Origin of the sequence: Sphingopyxis panaciterrae (assembly GCF_011762125.1) — a bacterium.
GTDB lineage: Bacteria > Pseudomonadota > Alphaproteobacteria > Sphingomonadales > Sphingomonadaceae > Sphingopyxis > Sphingopyxis panaciterrae.
This window is the reverse complement of the sequence record NZ_JAASQN010000001.1, coordinates 1431332-1446716: the sequence shown is the minus strand read 5'-3', so window position 1 is coordinate 1446716 and position 15385 is coordinate 1431332. Positions and strand designations below refer to the sequence as shown.

At 64.5% G+C, this 15385-nt stretch carries 14 protein-coding genes; 3 read left to right on the top strand and 11 right to left on the bottom strand.

All coding sequences use genetic code 11. The annotated features are described in order from the left end of the window. Position 1: 1 nt before the first annotated feature. The 9 genes from FHR22_RS06670 to plsY all read right to left on the bottom strand — a co-directional run bounded on the left by FHR22_RS06670 (position 2) and on the right by plsY (position 11166). Positions 2 to 184: a hypothetical protein gene (locus FHR22_RS06670; protein WP_166940162.1), complete on the bottom strand. Its 183-nt coding sequence runs from the start codon at positions 182 to 184 to the stop codon at positions 2 to 4. Next, entirely contained in the window at positions 181 to 585 is a 405-nt protein-coding gene (locus FHR22_RS06665) for a hydrolase CocE/NonD family protein (protein ID WP_166940160.1), read from the bottom strand. Before FHR22_RS06665 ends, FHR22_RS06670 begins: the two co-directional genes overlap by 4 nt. Before the next feature lie 93 nt (positions 586 to 678). Beyond that, positions 679 to 2982 carry a TonB-dependent receptor gene (locus FHR22_RS06660; protein WP_166940158.1) on the bottom strand — a complete coding sequence of 768 codons (2304 nt, stop codon included), beginning with the start codon at positions 2980 to 2982 and terminating at the stop codon, positions 679 to 681. A 430-nt stretch (positions 2983 to 3412) separates the two neighbouring features. Beyond that, entirely contained in the window at positions 3413 to 5968 is a 2556-nt protein-coding gene (gene topA, locus FHR22_RS06650) for a type I DNA topoisomerase (protein WP_166940156.1), read from the bottom strand. A gap of 130 nt (positions 5969 to 6098) precedes the next feature. Beyond that, on the bottom strand, positions 6099 to 7091 hold the full coding sequence (locus tag FHR22_RS06645) for a hypothetical protein (RefSeq protein ID WP_166940154.1): 993 nt from the start codon (positions 7089 to 7091) through the stop codon (positions 6099 to 6101). Between the two features lie 135 nt (positions 7092 to 7226). Then, positions 7227 to 7739, bottom strand: coding sequence for a hypothetical protein (locus FHR22_RS06640; RefSeq protein WP_166940152.1), 513 nt, complete (start codon positions 7737 to 7739; stop codon positions 7227 to 7229). A 14-nt stretch (positions 7740 to 7753) separates the two neighbouring features. Continuing rightward, positions 7754 to 9367 carry a VWA domain-containing protein gene (locus tag FHR22_RS06635; protein WP_243853495.1) on the bottom strand — a complete coding sequence of 538 codons (1614 nt, stop codon included), beginning with the start codon at positions 9365 to 9367 and terminating at the stop codon, positions 7754 to 7756. A 114-nt stretch (positions 9368 to 9481) separates the two neighbouring features. Further along, positions 9482 to 10567 carry a DNA-processing protein DprA gene (dprA, locus tag FHR22_RS06630; RefSeq protein ID WP_166940150.1) on the bottom strand — a complete coding sequence of 362 codons (1086 nt, stop codon included), beginning with the start codon at positions 10565 to 10567 and terminating at the stop codon, positions 9482 to 9484. Further along, the gene (gene plsY / locus FHR22_RS06625; protein ID WP_166940148.1) at positions 10564 to 11166 is read right to left on the bottom strand and encodes a glycerol-3-phosphate 1-O-acyltransferase PlsY; all 603 of its coding nucleotides are present in this window, start codon (positions 11164 to 11166) and stop codon (positions 10564 to 10566) included. The genes dprA and plsY overlap by 4 nt, the downstream gene beginning before the upstream one ends. 173 nt (positions 11167 to 11339) lie before the next feature. Here plsY and murI point away from each other — a divergent pair, with 173 nt between their 5' ends. Beyond that, positions 11340 to 12146: a glutamate racemase gene (gene murI, locus FHR22_RS06620; protein ID WP_166940146.1), complete on the top strand. Its 807-nt coding sequence runs from the start codon at positions 11340 to 11342 to the stop codon at positions 12144 to 12146. Here the strand turns inward: murI and FHR22_RS06615 are convergent. Next, positions 12143 to 12667 (bottom strand): hypothetical protein, encoded by a 525-nt coding sequence (locus tag FHR22_RS06615; protein ID WP_166940144.1) that lies wholly within the window; start codon positions 12665 to 12667, stop codon positions 12143 to 12145. The genes murI and FHR22_RS06615 overlap by 4 nt on opposite strands. Positions 12668 to 12871: 204 nt before the next feature. Between FHR22_RS06615 and hemA the strand changes: the two genes are divergently transcribed. Together hemA and FHR22_RS06605 are read left to right on the top strand one after the other, a co-directional pair. After that, positions 12872 to 14086, top strand: coding sequence for a 5-aminolevulinate synthase (gene hemA / locus FHR22_RS06610; RefSeq protein WP_166940142.1), 1215 nt, complete (start codon positions 12872 to 12874; stop codon positions 14084 to 14086). Beyond that, a complete protein-coding gene (locus tag FHR22_RS06605; protein WP_166940140.1) occupies positions 14083 to 14772 on the top strand; it encodes a nitroreductase family protein in 690 nt (229 codons plus the stop codon). Before hemA ends, FHR22_RS06605 begins: the two co-directional genes overlap by 4 nt. Before the next feature lie 2 nt (positions 14773 to 14774). Here the strand turns inward: FHR22_RS06605 and FHR22_RS06600 are convergent, their stop codons facing one another. Next, positions 14775 to 15368: a GNAT family N-acetyltransferase gene (locus FHR22_RS06600; RefSeq protein WP_166940138.1), complete on the bottom strand. Its 594-nt coding sequence runs from the start codon at positions 15366 to 15368 to the stop codon at positions 14775 to 14777. Positions 15369 to 15385: the final 17 nt, after the last annotated feature.

The window sequence follows — 15385 nt, the reverse complement described above, 5'->3', positions numbered from 1 at the left end:
ATCACTGGCTCTTCGGGTTCAGCGTCACCAGCGGCAGCCAGATCGCGATCGCACGATCGCCGGAGCGCAGGATCGATACCGGCGCGGCGCGATAGTCTTCCGCCTTCGCGTAGAAGATGTTCGGCACGAAACTCTGTGGATTGCGGTCGTGGAGCGGGAACTGGCCGGACGGGATCTGGATCATGATCCGGTGCCCGGCCGGCACATATGGTTCAGGTTCGGCAGGTCGAAGCGATAGCGTTGCGGCACATTGGCGGGAAACGCGCTGGGTGTGCTGAAACTGCCGCGATAGCGGCCGCGAAAAATATCCATCGCGATTGGCAACAGGTAACCGCCCAGAGCCGGCGTCCCGGGATAACGGGCCGGATAGACGCCGACGCGTTTCACGACAAAATCGCTGCCGGTGGCGGCGGCAATGATGTCCGCGACCGGAACATCCTCCACATGGGCGGGCGCATCCAGCACCGGCGTTTCATCGCTCGGCACATTGGTGCGCCCGTCGATGAAACGCGGCACCGGCTTCGCCGGATCGCTGACATAGCTGTCGCGGCCATAGGCATGGGCGGGCCGATCGAACGACAGCACGGCACGACCCGCTTCGATCGCAATGTCAAGACTCTCATGACCATCATTGCCATCGCCGCCTCCGTCATTTTGTGGCTCTGACGGGGCCGAACCTTAGAAATCAAACCCGACATTGACCCCGATGGTGCGCGGGCGGAGGCGATAGGCACGGCCGCCGCCCAAGAGATTGTCGACCCAGGTGAAGTCATCGCGATTGGTCAGATTCTTGGCGAAAACGCCCAGCTTGATCCTGTCGATCGTGATGCCCGCATTGAGGCCGAACTGATGGTAGTCGCCAACCTTGCCGGTCTCATTCAGGTTGCTGTAGTAGCTGGAGACATAGGTCCAGTCGCCGCGGATGAACGCCTCATTGCCACCAATATCGAACTGCTTTTCCAGTGCGGCATAAGCATTGTGGTTGGGCGAGCCGGGAAGCTGGGCGTCCCTGATGCCGCCAGACAGCGCAAGGGAATCCGCGTCGTTACCCAATGTAGCCTTGGACCAGGACATCGAGAACTGGGCATGCCAATTGCCCGGCAAACGACCTGACAGTTCGAATTCTACGCCCTTCACCGTCGCGCTGCCGGCGTTGAAATAGAATCCGGCGCGGCGCGGGAATGTGAGGAGGATGACCGGAATGCCCTTCCAGTCGGTATAATAACCGGTCAGAGACCCGCGAACGTTGCCGCTGGGCGACTGGAACTTGAAGCCGCCTTCATAGGTATCGACTTTGTCCGGATCGAGAAGGCCGGGCGGGATGCTACGCTGGGTCCCATCGACGAAATCCACGATGCCGTCACCATTGGGATCGTCGAGCGGATCCAGAAGATTCTGGACCTGCGGCTGACGGAAACCCTGTGCCCATTGGCCATATACGAAAATCTCGTCGCTCGGCTTGTAGGCGAGGTTCACTTTCCAGTTCACGCCGTCGACGTTGCTCTTGAAGCCCTGCAAGCCATTCACGATCACGGGTTCGACATATTGATCGCGGAAGATCGGATAGGAAGTATTGAACCGGTAATAACGTGCGCCGACCGTCAAAGTCAGCGGATCCCAGGGCGTGAATGCCGCTTCTCCGAACGCTGCGAACTGTTTGGTCACCAGCTCGCGCTCCGGCCCTTCACTCAGGCTCGCCGCAATATCGTCATAGGCCGGACCAGTGGTTACGGTGCCGCTGTAGCGCAGATTGGCGTAAACATGCTCCGAGCGGTCTTCATAATAAATACCCGCAACAACGGCGAGCGGCCCACCCCAATCGGACGTGAAACGCGTTTCGTTTACGAAAACCTTATTATATTTTCGACCGGCGGAATAGGTACCCGCCAGACTTGCAGGATCGACATAGCCCAGAGAAAAGTGGCTTTTCGCTTTATGATCCACATATGAGGTGGAGTTGATCAACGTACCCCAGTCCCAGCTATATTCGGCAATGAAATTGGAGAGGTTGAGAGTAGTATTTGCGAACTCGTCCGCCGTGCTGTCGGGACCGGTGCGGGGTGTCGCCTGGAGATAATCGGTCGGCGATACGTTGGTGTCGATATATCCGAAGCCGTTCTGCTCGATCCTCTGATAAAGATGCATCGCTTCGAACGACAGGCCCGCTACCGGCTCCCAGCGGATGCTGCCGCGAAAACCGGTGGTTTTCGACGCACCGACGTTGCCGCGATCGCGCGATTGCACGCCAAGGCCCGCAGCATAATCGATAGCGTCTGTCGGCTGGCTTGCGGCGACATTATCGATATAGCCGTCCTCGAAAACCCGATAGCCAACCAGGCGAACTGCCAGCCGATCCCGCACGATCGGCAGGTTGACCATGGCGTTCACCGTGTAGTTGTCGCCACCGCGACGCGCCGTGTTGGAATATTCCGCATTAACGCGGCCTTCAAATTCCGTCAGTTTCGGAGAGTTGGGGATGACGCGAACCGCGCCACCGAGCGCGCCCGATCCGAACAAGGTGCCTTGCGGCCCACGCAAAACTTCGACGCGTTCGATATCGAACATCTTGGGATCGGAGTTGCCGGCCTGGTTGCCGTTGATCTGCGTGCCCATGCCGGTCACCGGAACTTCGCCGAAATAGCTGCCGGTCGGAGTGTTGGTGGAAATCTGGCTGCCGGTGCTGATGCCGCGAATGGTAATCGTGTTCTGACCGTTGCCGCGCTCCTGAAAGCTGACGCCGGGCACGGACTGGAGATAATCGTTCATTCCGACCAGATTGCGCTTCAGGATCTGCTCCTCGCCGATGGCGCTGACGGCGCCGGGTGTGTCCTGCAGGGTGGTCTCGCGGCGGGTCGCGGTGACAATGATTTCATCGTCGCCCTGTCCGGCCTGTTGCCTGCCGGCAGCGTCGCGATCCTGCGCCAATGCCGGCGCCGTCCACACCAGAGCGAGAGCACATCCGGTTACATATTTGCTCTTCATTACAGTCCCCTTTTGCGACGGGGATGCTCGCTATGATCTTTATATGCCCGCCGGGGACGAATTAACGCTTTCCCTCTCTACCGGCGCAAATGATTAATACTGACGCATAGAAGGAGCCATTCTTACCCTGGCACCACGCGCTGCCTCAAGTATCAGACCGCCCTGTCGGTCGCCTATGGCGCCGGGCTGCGCGTCGCCGAAGTGTCGGCGCTCGAGGTCAGCGATATCGACCCCGGACCGAGAGCCTCGGCCCCGATCGGCACGCGCCAACTCTATCGCGTCGTCGTCGAAGCGGCCGAGGCAGCCGGTATCGACAAGCGCGCCGGACCGCGCGCCTTGCGCTACCGCTTCGCCACGCACTTGCTCGATGATGGCGTCGATATCCGTATCATCTCAGGTGTTGCTCGGCCTCGGGTTCGCCGGGATGACATCACTCCGTGGACGCAGCCTTCTTCGCAGGCGCCTTTTTTGCGGCCGGCTTCTTCGCCGGTGCCTTTTTCTTCGGCGCCGCCTTCTTCTTGCCCTTCGCCGGACCCTTCGCCGCACGCGCATCGATCAGCGCGATCGCCTCTTCGAGGGTCAGCGTGGCCGGATCGGCGGTTTTCGGCAGCGTCGCGTTGGTCGTGCCGTCGGTGACATAGGGGCCGAAGCGCCCTTCCATCAGTTTCATCTCGCCGCCGCTCGTCGGATGCGGGCCAAAGGTATTGAGCGGCTCGGCCTTCGTCCGCCCGCGCCCGCCGCCCGCCGCTGCTTCGGCGATACGGACGACCGCGGCGTTCATGCCGATGTCAAAGATTTCGGCGGTCCCCGTCAGCTTCGCATATTTGCCGTCGTGGAGAAGATAGGGGCCATAACGCCCCAGCCCCGCCATGATGGGCTTGCCACTTTCAGGATGCGTCCCGACTTCGCGCGGCAGGCTCAAGAGCCGCAGCGCATAATCGAGGTCGAAATCCTCGCCGGGGATGTCCTTCGGGATCGACGAACGCTTCGCCTCCTTGCCGTCGCCAAGCTGGATATAAGGGCCGAAGCGCCCGCTGCGCTTCGTCACTTCCAGCCCGCTGTCGGGATCATTGCCCATCGTCTCTGGCCCCGTATCGCCCGCATCGCTGCCGCCCGGTTGCGCGAATTTTCGCGTAAACTTGCAATCGGGATAGTTGCTGCACGCGATGAACGGTCCGAACTTGCCGCCGCGCAGCGCCAGCCGCCCGGTGCCGCAATTGGGGCAGAGGCGCGGATCAGTACCGTCGCCCTTGTCGGGGAAGAGATAGGGACCGAGGAATTCGTCGAGTGCCGCGGTGATTTCCGACGGCTTCTGCTCCATCACCTCGCCGGTGCGCGGCTTGAAATCGCGCCAGAAGCGTTCGAGCACCGCCTGCCACTGGGCGCGGCCGCCCGACACGTCGTCGAGTTCTTCCTCGAGCCCGGCGGTATAATCATATTCGACATAGCGTTCGAAGAAGCGCTCAAGGAACGCGGTCAGCAGCCGGCCGCTCTCTTCGGGAATGAAGCGGTTCTTCTCGACCGTTACATAACCGCGGTCCTTCAACACCTGGACGATCGACGCATAGGTCGACGGACGCCCGATGCCGAGTTCCTCCATCTTCTTGACGAGGCTTGCCTCCGAATAGCGCGGCGGCGGCTGTGTCTCATGGCTTTCGACTTCGACACCGGTCTTTGCCGGTGCGTCACCCTTGGCCATCGCGGGCAGCAGGCGTGCGTCGTCATCGTCGCCCGCATCATCACGGCTTTCGTCGTAAAGCGCGAGGAAGCCGGGGAATTTCACGACCTGCCCCGACGCCCGCAACATCGTCTTGCCGGTGCCGTCGGTCAGGTCGATGCTCGTACGTTCGAGCCGCGCCGACGCCATCTGGCTCGCCATCGCGCGCTTCCAGATCAGGTCGTAAAGGCGCGCATGGTCGCCGCCGCCGGCCTTGTCCTTCGAAAAATCGGTCGGGCGGATCGCTTCATGCGCTTCCTGCGCATTCTTCGCCTTGGTCTGATACTGGCGCGGCTGGTCGGGGACATAACCACCGTCGTAACGCGTCGCGATGGCCTTGCGGGCCGCGCTGATCGCGCTGCCGTCCATCTGGACGCCGTCGGTACGCATATAGGTGATCGCGCCATCCTCATAGAGCGCCTGCGCGATCCGCATTGTGTGGCTTGCCGAGAAACCGAGCTTGCGCGCCGCTTCCTGCTGCAAGGTCGAGGTTGTGAAGGGCGGCGGCGGGTTGCGCGTCAGCGGCTTGGTCTCGACCAGGTCGACGGTGAAATGACCCGCCTTCACATCGGCCTCGGCGGCGCGCGCGTCGGCTTCGGTGCCGATCGTCAGCCGCTCGATCTTGTCGCCGCGCCATCGCGCCAGACGCGCCCGGAACGGTGTCCCGCCCATTTCGAACAGGCCGGTCACCGACCAATATTGCTGCGCGACAAAGGCCTCGATCTCGCGCTCGCGTTCGACGACCATGCGCAGCGTAACCGACTGGACCCGCCCCGCCGACTTGGCGCCGGGCAGCTTGCGCCACAGCACCGGCGACAGGGTGAAGCCGACCAGATAGTCCAGTGCACGGCGGGCGCGATAGGCGTCGATCAGATCCTCGTCGAGCGCGCGCGGACGCGCCATCGCGTCGGTCACCGCCTGCTTGGTGATCGCGTTGAAGGTCACGCGGTCGACCGCGGCGGGAAGCGCCTTTTTCTGCCGCAACAATTCCTGCACATGCCAGCTGATCGCCTCGCCCTCGCGATCGGGGTCAGTCGCGAGGATCAGGCGGTCGGCAGTCTTGGCGGCGTCGGATATTTCCTTCAGCCGCTTTGCCTTGTCGGGATAGAGTTGCCATTCCATCGCAAAGCCGTCGTCGGGATCGACAGACCCGTCCTTGGGCGGCAAGTCGCGAACATGGCCGTAGCTGGCCAGCACCTTGAAATCGCGACCCAGATACTTCTCGATCGTCTTCGCCTTGGCGGGCGATTCCACAATTACCAATTGCATGAAAAATTCGTTCCCCGGAAACTCTTACGTACGTACGCGCGAGGGTGGCGGGCGCCGGGCCATCCCGTCAAGGGGGATTTGAAACCTTATCGTCGCCCCCGCGCTTTCACCGGGGGCGACGATTGATCGATCAGCGAAGCGCGCCCAGCCGCCCGAGCAGCATCGCACTCGCCAGGCTTGCGGCCTTCGCGGCGCCTTCCTCATAATTGCCCGGCTTGGCGGTGAATTCGAACTTGCGCGTCTTGCCGAAGCGCAGCCCGCCGAAACCCATCACCGCGGCGACACCGCCCGCGACGTTGGCGCCCGACTGCAGCGCCTTGTCGGTGCCGCTCGACGCGTCGCTCTTCTCGACGAATTCGCCCTCGACTGCGACCGGTGCCTTGACCGTGATCACCGACTGCTTGCCGCTCGGCGCAATCAGCGTCATGCGCGAATAATCGGCGCTGACCGACAGCGCGCTGTTGACCTGAAGCCCGCCGAAGCTGAATGCGCCCGGCCGCTTCTGCTGCGAAAAATCGATCAGATAGACGACGTCGATCACCCCGACGCCGCTTTCGCGCGCATAATTGTTCAGCGCGCCGACCGCCTGCCCCGCCGACATGTTGATGCCCATGCTGCTCATCCCGCTGCCCATGAAGTCACCGGGAATCATCAGCAGCGAGGGCAATGTCGACGGCTTGAAATAGGTCGCCTTCCCCTTGCTGCCCTTTTCGAGCGCAAGGTTGATATCGAGCGGCACCGCCTGCGATTTGGTTTTTGCGAGCGACGCGTGGCCGAACAGATCGGCGGCGGGCTGGACGGTGTAACCGCCGGCGGTCAGCTGCGACACGAAATCGGCATAGGCCGCGTCGGTGATCGCCTGCATCATTTCGGGCGTCACCCCGACCAGTTCACTCTTCGCCTTCGTCGTCCCGCCGAACGCGCCCATCAATCCGCCCGATGCCGCAGTGCGATCGATCGATTCAAAAATGAAACCGACATTGAAAGCACCGACGGTCACGGCGGTAACACCCTTTGCATTGGCGGGCCCCGATATCCTGACGGGCTCCACCTCCTTCGCGGCAAGGTGAACGGGCTGGGCGAGCAGCGCCAGTACGGCAACAGCCGGCAGCAGTTTTTTCATGGATTCTGGTCCTCCGACCCTCACCGGTCCAATCGAGCGGCAAGGGTTCCCCGAAGCGACCCACGGGGTTCGCATCGGTCAGTTGGAGGAGCAAGTCAAGCCGGGAGGCGCACCATCACCTTCCGCAACCCTGTTTCACTTCTTCTGTGCGAAAGGCGGGCGCAGTTCACAGACATGCCCTTCGCGCGATGTTCCACCGGCGGCATAGGCGACACCGTCCCAACGGTCGAAGGCCCGGCAACCGCGTATATCGGCATCGCCATGTTCGATGTCGGGCCATTCGATCCCGGTACGCGGATAGAAGCGGGGCTCTCGCCCAAGATCGGCGGCAATCAGCCGCCACCCCGATCCGGTTGCCGCGACGAGCAGGTGACCGGGTCCCTGATTGTCGTAGCAAGGCCCGTCCGCCGCGATCAACGCGTCGGCGCGTCCGTCGTCGTTCCGGTCGCGCAGTTCGACAATGTCGACGGCGGCGGCATCGCATTCGCTTTCGGGATCGGACGGATCGCGCCATATCCAGAACGCGCCTCCAAGACTGGGGCGGAACCCCGCCGCTTCGACGATCGCGTCCCGCTCCTGGCGCGACACGACAGGCTCATTGTTCAAAGGGGCGGTCGCCAGCGCAGCGAACAGCGACAAGATCATCATCGCCTATCCCCCGATCAATTCTTCCACTTGAAGTCGGCCGGCAGGATGCACTTGCCCGCGTCATATTTGCCGACGCTGCGAATGATCTCCTGTTCCTCGGGCTCGATCCGGCGGCCGCTGATCTGGCTGTCGATCACGCGGCGGACAAGTGCGTCGAGCCGGGTGACGAGGTAGCAGTCGATCGCCGGCGGTGCGTGCGGGTTGCCGATGCCGCTGTCGTCGGTGAGGAACAGGTAACGCGACTGGGTCGCCGCCGCCATCGCGCGCATCGCATATTCGGCCTTGTCGGCGACCCCCGATGCGGCAACCGGCGTGATCTGGATACGCTTGGCGCGCGCGGCCTCGGCGGCGGCCCACGTCCGCCCGAACTGTTCGTCGTGCGGCGGCGCATCGGCGACGAGCAGCAGCGATTTCGCCGCGTCGGGCCGCCATTGCTGGCCGACCGCACGGATCAGCGCCTGGTCCATCGCCTCGGGATAATCGCCGCCACCGCTGGCATATTGCCGGGCAAGCTGGCCCTGCACGCGCCCGATGTCGCTGTCGAACGCGATGGTGCGCGTGACATATTCGTCACCGATATCGCGGTAGAAGACAAAGCCGACGCGGATATCGAGGTCGCGATGCTTCGCGGTGATCGCGGCGATGATCGACCGCAATTCGGCCTGCAGATAGCTGATCTCGTCACCCATGCTGCCGGTCGTGTCGACGACCAGCATCAGGTCGAGCTTCGAGACCTTCGACGCCGCCGCGTTCGCGGTCAGCCCGACGGTCTGGCCTCCCGCGGCGTCCGCGACCAGCACCGGCCGCGCATTGGCGATCGTCTGCCCTGCCTTGCGGGCGGTTACCGTAATCCGGTCGCTCAGCCGGTCGAGCCCGGGGAAGAAAACGGCGCTGCCGTCGGCCTGCGTCGCCATGGTGATGCTGTTGCCGTCCGAACAGGTCACGATCACGTCGGCAAACGGGATAGGCTGACCGCTGCGGTCGCTCACCTTCACCGTGACCACGCGCATCGTGTCGACGCGCGGCAGCACCCGGATTTCCTGCCCCAGATTGCTGCGGTTCACATAAGCGGCGTAAAGTTCGGGGTTGAGCAAGTCGTCATGCTCGCCGGCGGTCAATAGGCCCGATTGCGGCTGGGGATAAGGACGCGACGGCTCGATCGGCGGCATCGGCATCCGCATGTCGGCGGACGATCCAGGGACCGGCGAGGCGGGCTCGGCGCTGCGCTCGCTTTTGCCCGACGAGGCCGATGATCCGGCTTTCGATCCACCGACCCGTGTGGCCGATACGATCACTTCGGATACGCTCGCGCTATCGTCATCGCCGGCATAGCTCGGTGGCGGAGCGGATGGCGTGGGCGTCGGCGGCGGTGGAGGCGGCGGCGGTGGCGGTGGGATCGCTTCGTCGCTCCGTTCGCGATCGGCCCTCGTGCCGCTCGTCTTGAGATCGCCGTTCGATTGCTGCTGCGGCTGAACTTCGGGATCGAGCCGGGGCAGCGGGTCGGCGGTGCGACAGAAGCCCTGCTGGCCGCCGGCGGGCTTCGCATAAGCGGCCGCGATCGGCAGCGGCGCGGGTGCAGATGCCAAAACGGCCAGCATCGTCGCTCCGGTCAGATATCGGCTACGCATCCACAATCTCCCCGCATGTGATACCATATCATCAGCCTGTCGTTCGGCCGCTGAACCGTGGCTGAACCAAGACGAATCGTTATATTACTGCATCTTGGCTCGCTGTGCGGCGCATCACAGCAGGGAAATTTTGGCGCCTGCATGCCGCTCGATCCGGCCCGCGAGTTCGAGTTCGAGCAGGACAAGCTGCACTGTCGTCGGAGGCTGGCCCGATTGGCGGACAATCTCGTCGATCGCGACGGGCGTCGGCCCGAGCAGTTCGGCGATGCCGCGCCGGTCGCCGTCGCCCGCCTCCGGCGCGATAGGCGTCGCGCGAAAGGCCTGCACCGGTTCGCGGACCATCCGCGTATCGATCGGCCCGACCGCCTCGATCACATCGTCGACATTCTGGATCAGCGTCGCGCCTTCGCGGATCAGCATGTTGCAGCCCTGCGCCCGCGGATCGAGGGGCGAGCCCGGGACGGCCATCACCTCGCGCCCATAATCGCCCGCACGCCGCGCGGTGATCAGCGACCCCGATCGCGGCGCCGCCTCGATCACCACCGTGCCATGTGCCATCCCCGCGATGATCCGGTTGCGCGACGGGAAATGCCGCGCCAGCGGTTCGGCCCCAGGCGGCTGTTCGGCGATCAGAAGCTGGTCGGTAGCGATTTTCTCCTGCAGCGCGGCGTTTTCGGGGGGAAAGGCGATATCGATCCCGCTCGCGATCACGCCGACGGTCGCCCCGCCAAGCGCGCCGATATGCGCCGCGGTGTCGACGCCGCGCGCCAGCCCGCTCACCACCGTGACATCGCGCGCCGCCAGATCGGCGGCAAGCTGGCGCGCAAAGCGGCAGGCGGCCGCCGAGGCGTTGCGCGCCCCGACGATCGCCACGCACGGCCGGTGGACCATCGCCGCATCGCCGCGCACGACGATCACCGGCGGTGCCCCGTCAACCTCGCGCAGGAGCCGCGAATAATCGGCTTCGTCGCTGAAGACATGGCGTGCGCCGAGCTCGGCCGCGCGGTCGAACTCGCGCAGCGCGACCTCGGCGGGCGCAATGCGCGCCTTCCCTGCCCCGCCGCGCAGCACGAGATCCGGAAGCGCGTCGAGCGCCGCCTCGCCCGACCCGAAACGCTGCATCAACTGGTGCCAGCTGACCGGGCCGACATGCGGTGTGCGGATCAACCGCAGCCGCGCCAGCCGTTCGGCGTGGGTCACGCCGCGTCTTTCTTTCCGCCGATCCGCGGCTCGGTTCCCGCGCGCAGCCGGGCGATATTCTCGCGGTGGCGCCACAGCACGATCACCGCGAGACCGGCAAGGCCGATGGCGTAAACCGGATAGCCGAACGCCAGCGCCGCAACCGGCGCCGAAATCGCGCCGAGCATGCCGCCGAGCGACGAGATGCGGAGCAGCAGCACGGTGCCGAGCCACACCGCAGCGAATACCAGCCCGATCGGCCAGGCAAGCGCGAGCGCGAGGCCGAGCAACGTCGCGACCCCCTTGCCGCCCCGGAAATTCAGCCACACTGGATAGCAATGACCGATCATCGCCGCCGCGCCGGCGATCATCGCGCCATCCTGGCCGAATTCGGAGGCGAAATGGCGCGCCAGCAGGACCGCCGCCGCGCCTTTTGCCCCGTCGAGGATCAGCGTCGCCGCTGCCAGCCCTTTGCGCCCGGTGCGCAGCACGTTGGTCGCGCCGATATTGCCCGACCCGATCTGCCTGAGGTCGCCTGCGCCGGACAGCCGGGTCAGGATGACCCCGAAGGGGATCGAGCCCAGCAAATAGCCCGCACCGATCAACAAGAATATCGTCATGAAAGTCCCCGCTCCATTCGCGGCCAGTGTGGCGATGTTGTTCGGCGCAATCAATGGATTCGATAGTGATGACGATCAAAATGGACCAGCATCCATCCCGGCCTTCGCCGGGATGACGGAAGCAGGGAACGGAACAATTGAGCCCCGCCCCTCCTCCTGCTAACGCCGCACGCATGTCATCACCGCCTCGCGACGCGCCCCTCCTCTTCTTCGACAGCGGCCTTGGCGGGCTCACCGTGCTCGGGCCGACGCGCGCGCTGCTGCCGACCGCGCCGATCGTCTATGCCGCCGATTATGCCGGCCTGCCCTATGGCCAGAAGAGCGAGGCGGAGCTTGCCGCGCGCGTTCCCGCGCTGCTCGGGCGTCTCGTCGAACGCTACCAGCCGCGTCTGGCGGTGATCGCGTGCAACACCGCATCGACGATCGCGCTCGCGCATGTGCGCGCCGCGCTCGACCTGCCGATCGTCGGCACAGTGCCCGCGATCAAGCCCGCGGCGGAGCTGACGAGAAGCGGCGTCATCGGCGTACTCGGCACCGAAGCGACAGTGCGCCAGCCTTATGTCGACGATCTCAGCGCGCGCTTTGCGGGTGACAAGATCGTGCTGCGTCATGGCAGCCCCGGCCTCGTCACCGGCGCCGAGGCGAAGCTGCGCGGCGACCCCATCGATCCCGCCGTCGTCGCGCGTGCGGTCGCGGGACTACGAGACCAGCCCGGCGGCGATGCCATCGACGTGATCGTGCTCGCGTGCACCCATTTCCCCCTGCTTGAGGAGGAGCTTCAGGCGGCGGCCGGTCCCGGCGTAAAGCTGATCGACGGCGCCGCGGGCATCGCGCGCCGCATCGCCCATCTGACCGAGGGGCAGGAGTGGCCCCAGACGGCAACGCCCGGGATCGCGGTGTTCACGCGCAGCGCCGACCGGCCGCCGCCGCCACTCGCGGCGCTGGCCCCGTATGGCATCGGCCGGATCGAAACGATCTAGCCGCCTTCTCCTTGCAAACACGAAGCCATCCATGCGCGGTCTTCGGCTTCGGGACCTTCGCCATTCAGCTTGGAAACTTTCGGCAGGCCATTGCGCGCCGACGCACTCGTGCAAGCGGACGCTTCGCCCTTCTTTCCTCCGCTCAGCGTTCCCTTGCACAGCGACAATTGCCGATCCGACGTTCCCCAGCCCACCTTCTCGGCGCCGGCGGGTGCCTGTCCCGCGCAATAGGTGTCGGTTTCCGACCCGGGATCGCCGCAGATCTTGTCGATCTCCACGACATTGCCCCGCGCCGTTCCGATGAAGCGCTGGACATAATAGCTGTTGGTCGCAAAATCGCTCTGCACGCCGCACACCCGCGTCCCGCGCTGCGCAAGCGCCGTGTAAGCGCAGATCGACGACCCCTGATAGGTCTCGCAGCTCATCCATGTCCCCTCGAACGGCGGCGGCGGCGCCTTCGCCGCCGAAATCCCGGTGCCGAGTGCGGCAACGGGCAGGATCATCATCATCACAAGGCGCATTCGGGCAACTCCATCAAATTTTGTCGTTCACGTTTCACGGTTTAGCGGTTCGGCGTCAATGCCGTGGTGTTTTCGATCACATAAATCGACCCGGTAACTTGCGAATCGTTCGCACTGGATTTCGGCCAGCTTCAACGCTATTGGCCCGCCTATTGAGTGCCGTTGGCGGGGAACGGCGACCAGTCTGACAAGCGGGGCTGAACCGTGAATTATAACGATATTTTCGCCCGGGCGATCGACCGACTGCACGAAGAGGGGCGCTATCGCGTCTTCATCGATATCTTGCGCAACCGCGGCGCCTTTCCGAACGCCCGCTGCTTTGCCGGCCATAACGGGCCGAAGCCGATCACCGTCTGGTGCTCGAACGACTATCTCGCGATGGGCCAGCATCCGAAAGTCGTGGCCGCGATGGAGGAGGCGCTGCACGACGTCGGCGCCGGTTCGGGCGGCACCCGCAACATCGGCGGCAACACCCACTATCACGTCGACCTCGAAGCCGAACTCGCCGACCTGCATGGCAAGGACGGCGCCCTGCTCTTCACCTCGGGCTATATCTCGAACGAGGCGACGCTCGGCACGCTGGGCAAGCTGCTCCCGAACTGCATCATCTATTCGGACGAGCTCAACCACGCCTCGATGATCGCGGGCATCCGCAACTCGGGCTGCGAAAAGCGCGTGTGGCGCCACAACGACCTCGCGCATCTCGAGGAACTGCTCGCCGCCGACGATCCCGACGCGGCAAAGCTGATCGCGTTCGAAAGCGTCTATTCGATGGATGGCGACGTCGCCCCGATCCACGCGATCTGCGACCTTGCCGACAAATATAATGCGCTGACTTACTGCGACGAAGTCCATGCCGTCGGCATGTACGGCCCGCGCGGCGGCGGCATTTCCGACCGCGATGAAGCGGCCGATCGCATCACCATCATCGAAGGTACGCTGGGCAAGGCGTTCGGTGTGATGGGCGGCTATATCGCCGCCGACAAGAATATTATCGACGTCATCCGCAGCTATGCGCCGGGCTTCATCTTCACCACCAGCCTGTCGCCGGTGCTCGTCGCGGGCGTGCTCGCCAGCGTCCGCCATCTGAAGGCGTCGAGCGTCGAACGCGAAGCGCAGCAGGAGGCCGCGGCTTATCTGAAGCAATGCTTCCGCGACGCCGGCCTGCCGGTGATGGATTCGACGACGCACATCGTGCCGCTGATGGTGGGCGACCCGGTGCGCGCCAAGAAGATCAGCGACATATTGCTCGCCGAATATGGCGTCTATGTGCAGCCGATCAATTTCCCGACCGTCCCGCGCGGCACCGAACGCCTGCGCTTCACGCCGGGTCCGGCGCATGACGAAGCGATGATGCGCGAACTGACCGACGCGCTCGCCGAAATCTGGGATCGGCTGGAACTGCGCAAGGCTGCGTGACGGACTTGCCCGGCTTTGACGAAGTCGTCGTCGGGCGCCGCTCGATCCGCGGCTTCCTCGACAAGCCGGTGCCCAGGGAATTGGTCGCCGAGGTGATCGCGGTCGCGATGCGCGCGCCCTCTTCCTTCAACAATCAGTGCTGGAATTTCTCGGTCATCACCGGCGCCCCGCTTGCCGCGATCCGCCAGGGCAACACCGACGGCATCCTTGGCGGAAAACCCGACAGCCGCGAATTCCGCCGTTTCGACGGCATCGCCGACGATCATCGCGCGCGCCAGATCGAGATCGCCAAGCAATTGTTCGGCGCGATGGGCATCGCGCGCGAAGACAAGGATGCCCGGCAGGATTGGGTGCTGCGCGGTTTCCGGCAATTCGATGCGCCCGTCAGCATCGTCGTTACCTATGACCGCGTGCTGCTGGGCAGCGACATCGCGCCGTTCGACTGCGGCGCGGTGACCAATGCGCTGGTCAACGCGGCATGGTCGCGCGGGCTCGGCTGCGTGATCAACAGCCAGGGCATTATGCAATCGCCCGTCGTGCGCGAACATGCGCATATCCCCGACGATCAGGTCATCATGATCTGCGTCGCAATGGGGTGGCCCGACGACGATTTCCCGGCCAACGCCGTGGTATCGAACCGCAAGAGCGTGGACGATGCGGTTCGCTTCGTGGGCTTCGACGACTGATATCAACCGGCCGGGCGCATCATCCCCCAGAAGTGCGGCCCGCCACCGGGCACGTCCCATTCGATCTCGGTAATAAAGCCCAGCCGTTCGTATAGCGGCACATTTCCCGGCGTTGCGGTTTCGAGCCAGCATGGCAGGCCTTCGGCATCGGCGACCGCGGTCTGCGCGCGGATGATCCGCCCGCCATGCCCCTTGCCCTGATGTTCGGGCCGCACGCCGACATAGTGGAGATACCAGAAGCGTCCCTTCGGCCGGTGCGCGTCGATGCCACCCTGCACTTTCAGCCCGCGCGGCAGCGCGGTACCGAAGGTCGCGACGAGCGGCAGGACGGTGCGCAGAAATTCGAACGTCCCGCTATGCGCTTCCCCCGGCGCGCGCCACAGCGCCGCCGCCTCGTCGCCTGACGAACGAAGGGCGACGCCGGCCCGCGCGTCAGCGGGAACGAGAGTGCGAAACAGGCTGCGCAAGGCCCGCGCGCGATGGTCGGCGCCCGGCAATATCCACGCCAGCGCCGGGTCGGTCCGAAACGCCAGCGCCAGCGTCGCCATGACGCCCCGAAGCTGATCGCCAGCCGCCCGTTCGATCGTGTCGTTCATTCGCCCCTCCGCCGATG

Excerpts from the sequence above, each read along its gene's own strand:
- plsY (WP_166940148.1), bottom strand. The coding sequence starts at position 11,166 with ATGACGATATTCTTGTTGATCGGTGCGGGCTATTTGCTGGGCTCGATC.
- FHR22_RS06635 (WP_243853495.1), bottom strand. The coding sequence starts at position 9,367 with ATGCGTAGCCGATATCTGACCGGAGCGACGATGCTGGCCGTTTTGGCA.
- FHR22_RS06615 (WP_166940144.1), bottom strand. The coding sequence starts at position 12,667 with ATGCGCCTTGTGATGATGATGATCCTGCCCGTTGCCGCACTCGGCACC.
- FHR22_RS06645 (WP_166940154.1), bottom strand. The coding sequence starts at position 7,091 with ATGAAAAAACTGCTGCCGGCTGTTGCCGTACTGGCGCTGCTCGCCCAG.
- FHR22_RS06640 (WP_166940152.1), bottom strand. The coding sequence starts at position 7,739 with ATGATGATCTTGTCGCTGTTCGCTGCGCTGGCGACCGCCCCTTTGAAC.
- FHR22_RS06660 (WP_166940158.1), bottom strand. The coding sequence starts at position 2,982 with ATGAAGAGCAAATATGTAACCGGATGTGCTCTCGCTCTGGTGTGGACG.
- FHR22_RS06600 (WP_166940138.1), bottom strand. The coding sequence starts at position 15,368 with ATGAACGACACGATCGAACGGGCGGCTGGCGATCAGCTTCGGGGCGTC.
- murI (WP_166940146.1), top strand. The coding sequence starts at position 11,340 with ATGTCATCACCGCCTCGCGACGCGCCCCTCCTCTTCTTCGACAGCGGC.
- topA (WP_166940156.1), bottom strand. The coding sequence starts at position 5,968 with ATGCAATTGGTAATTGTGGAATCGCCCGCCAAGGCGAAGACGATCGAG.
- FHR22_RS06670 (WP_166940162.1), bottom strand. The coding sequence starts at position 184 with ATGATCCAGATCCCGTCCGGCCAGTTCCCGCTCCACGACCGCAATCCA.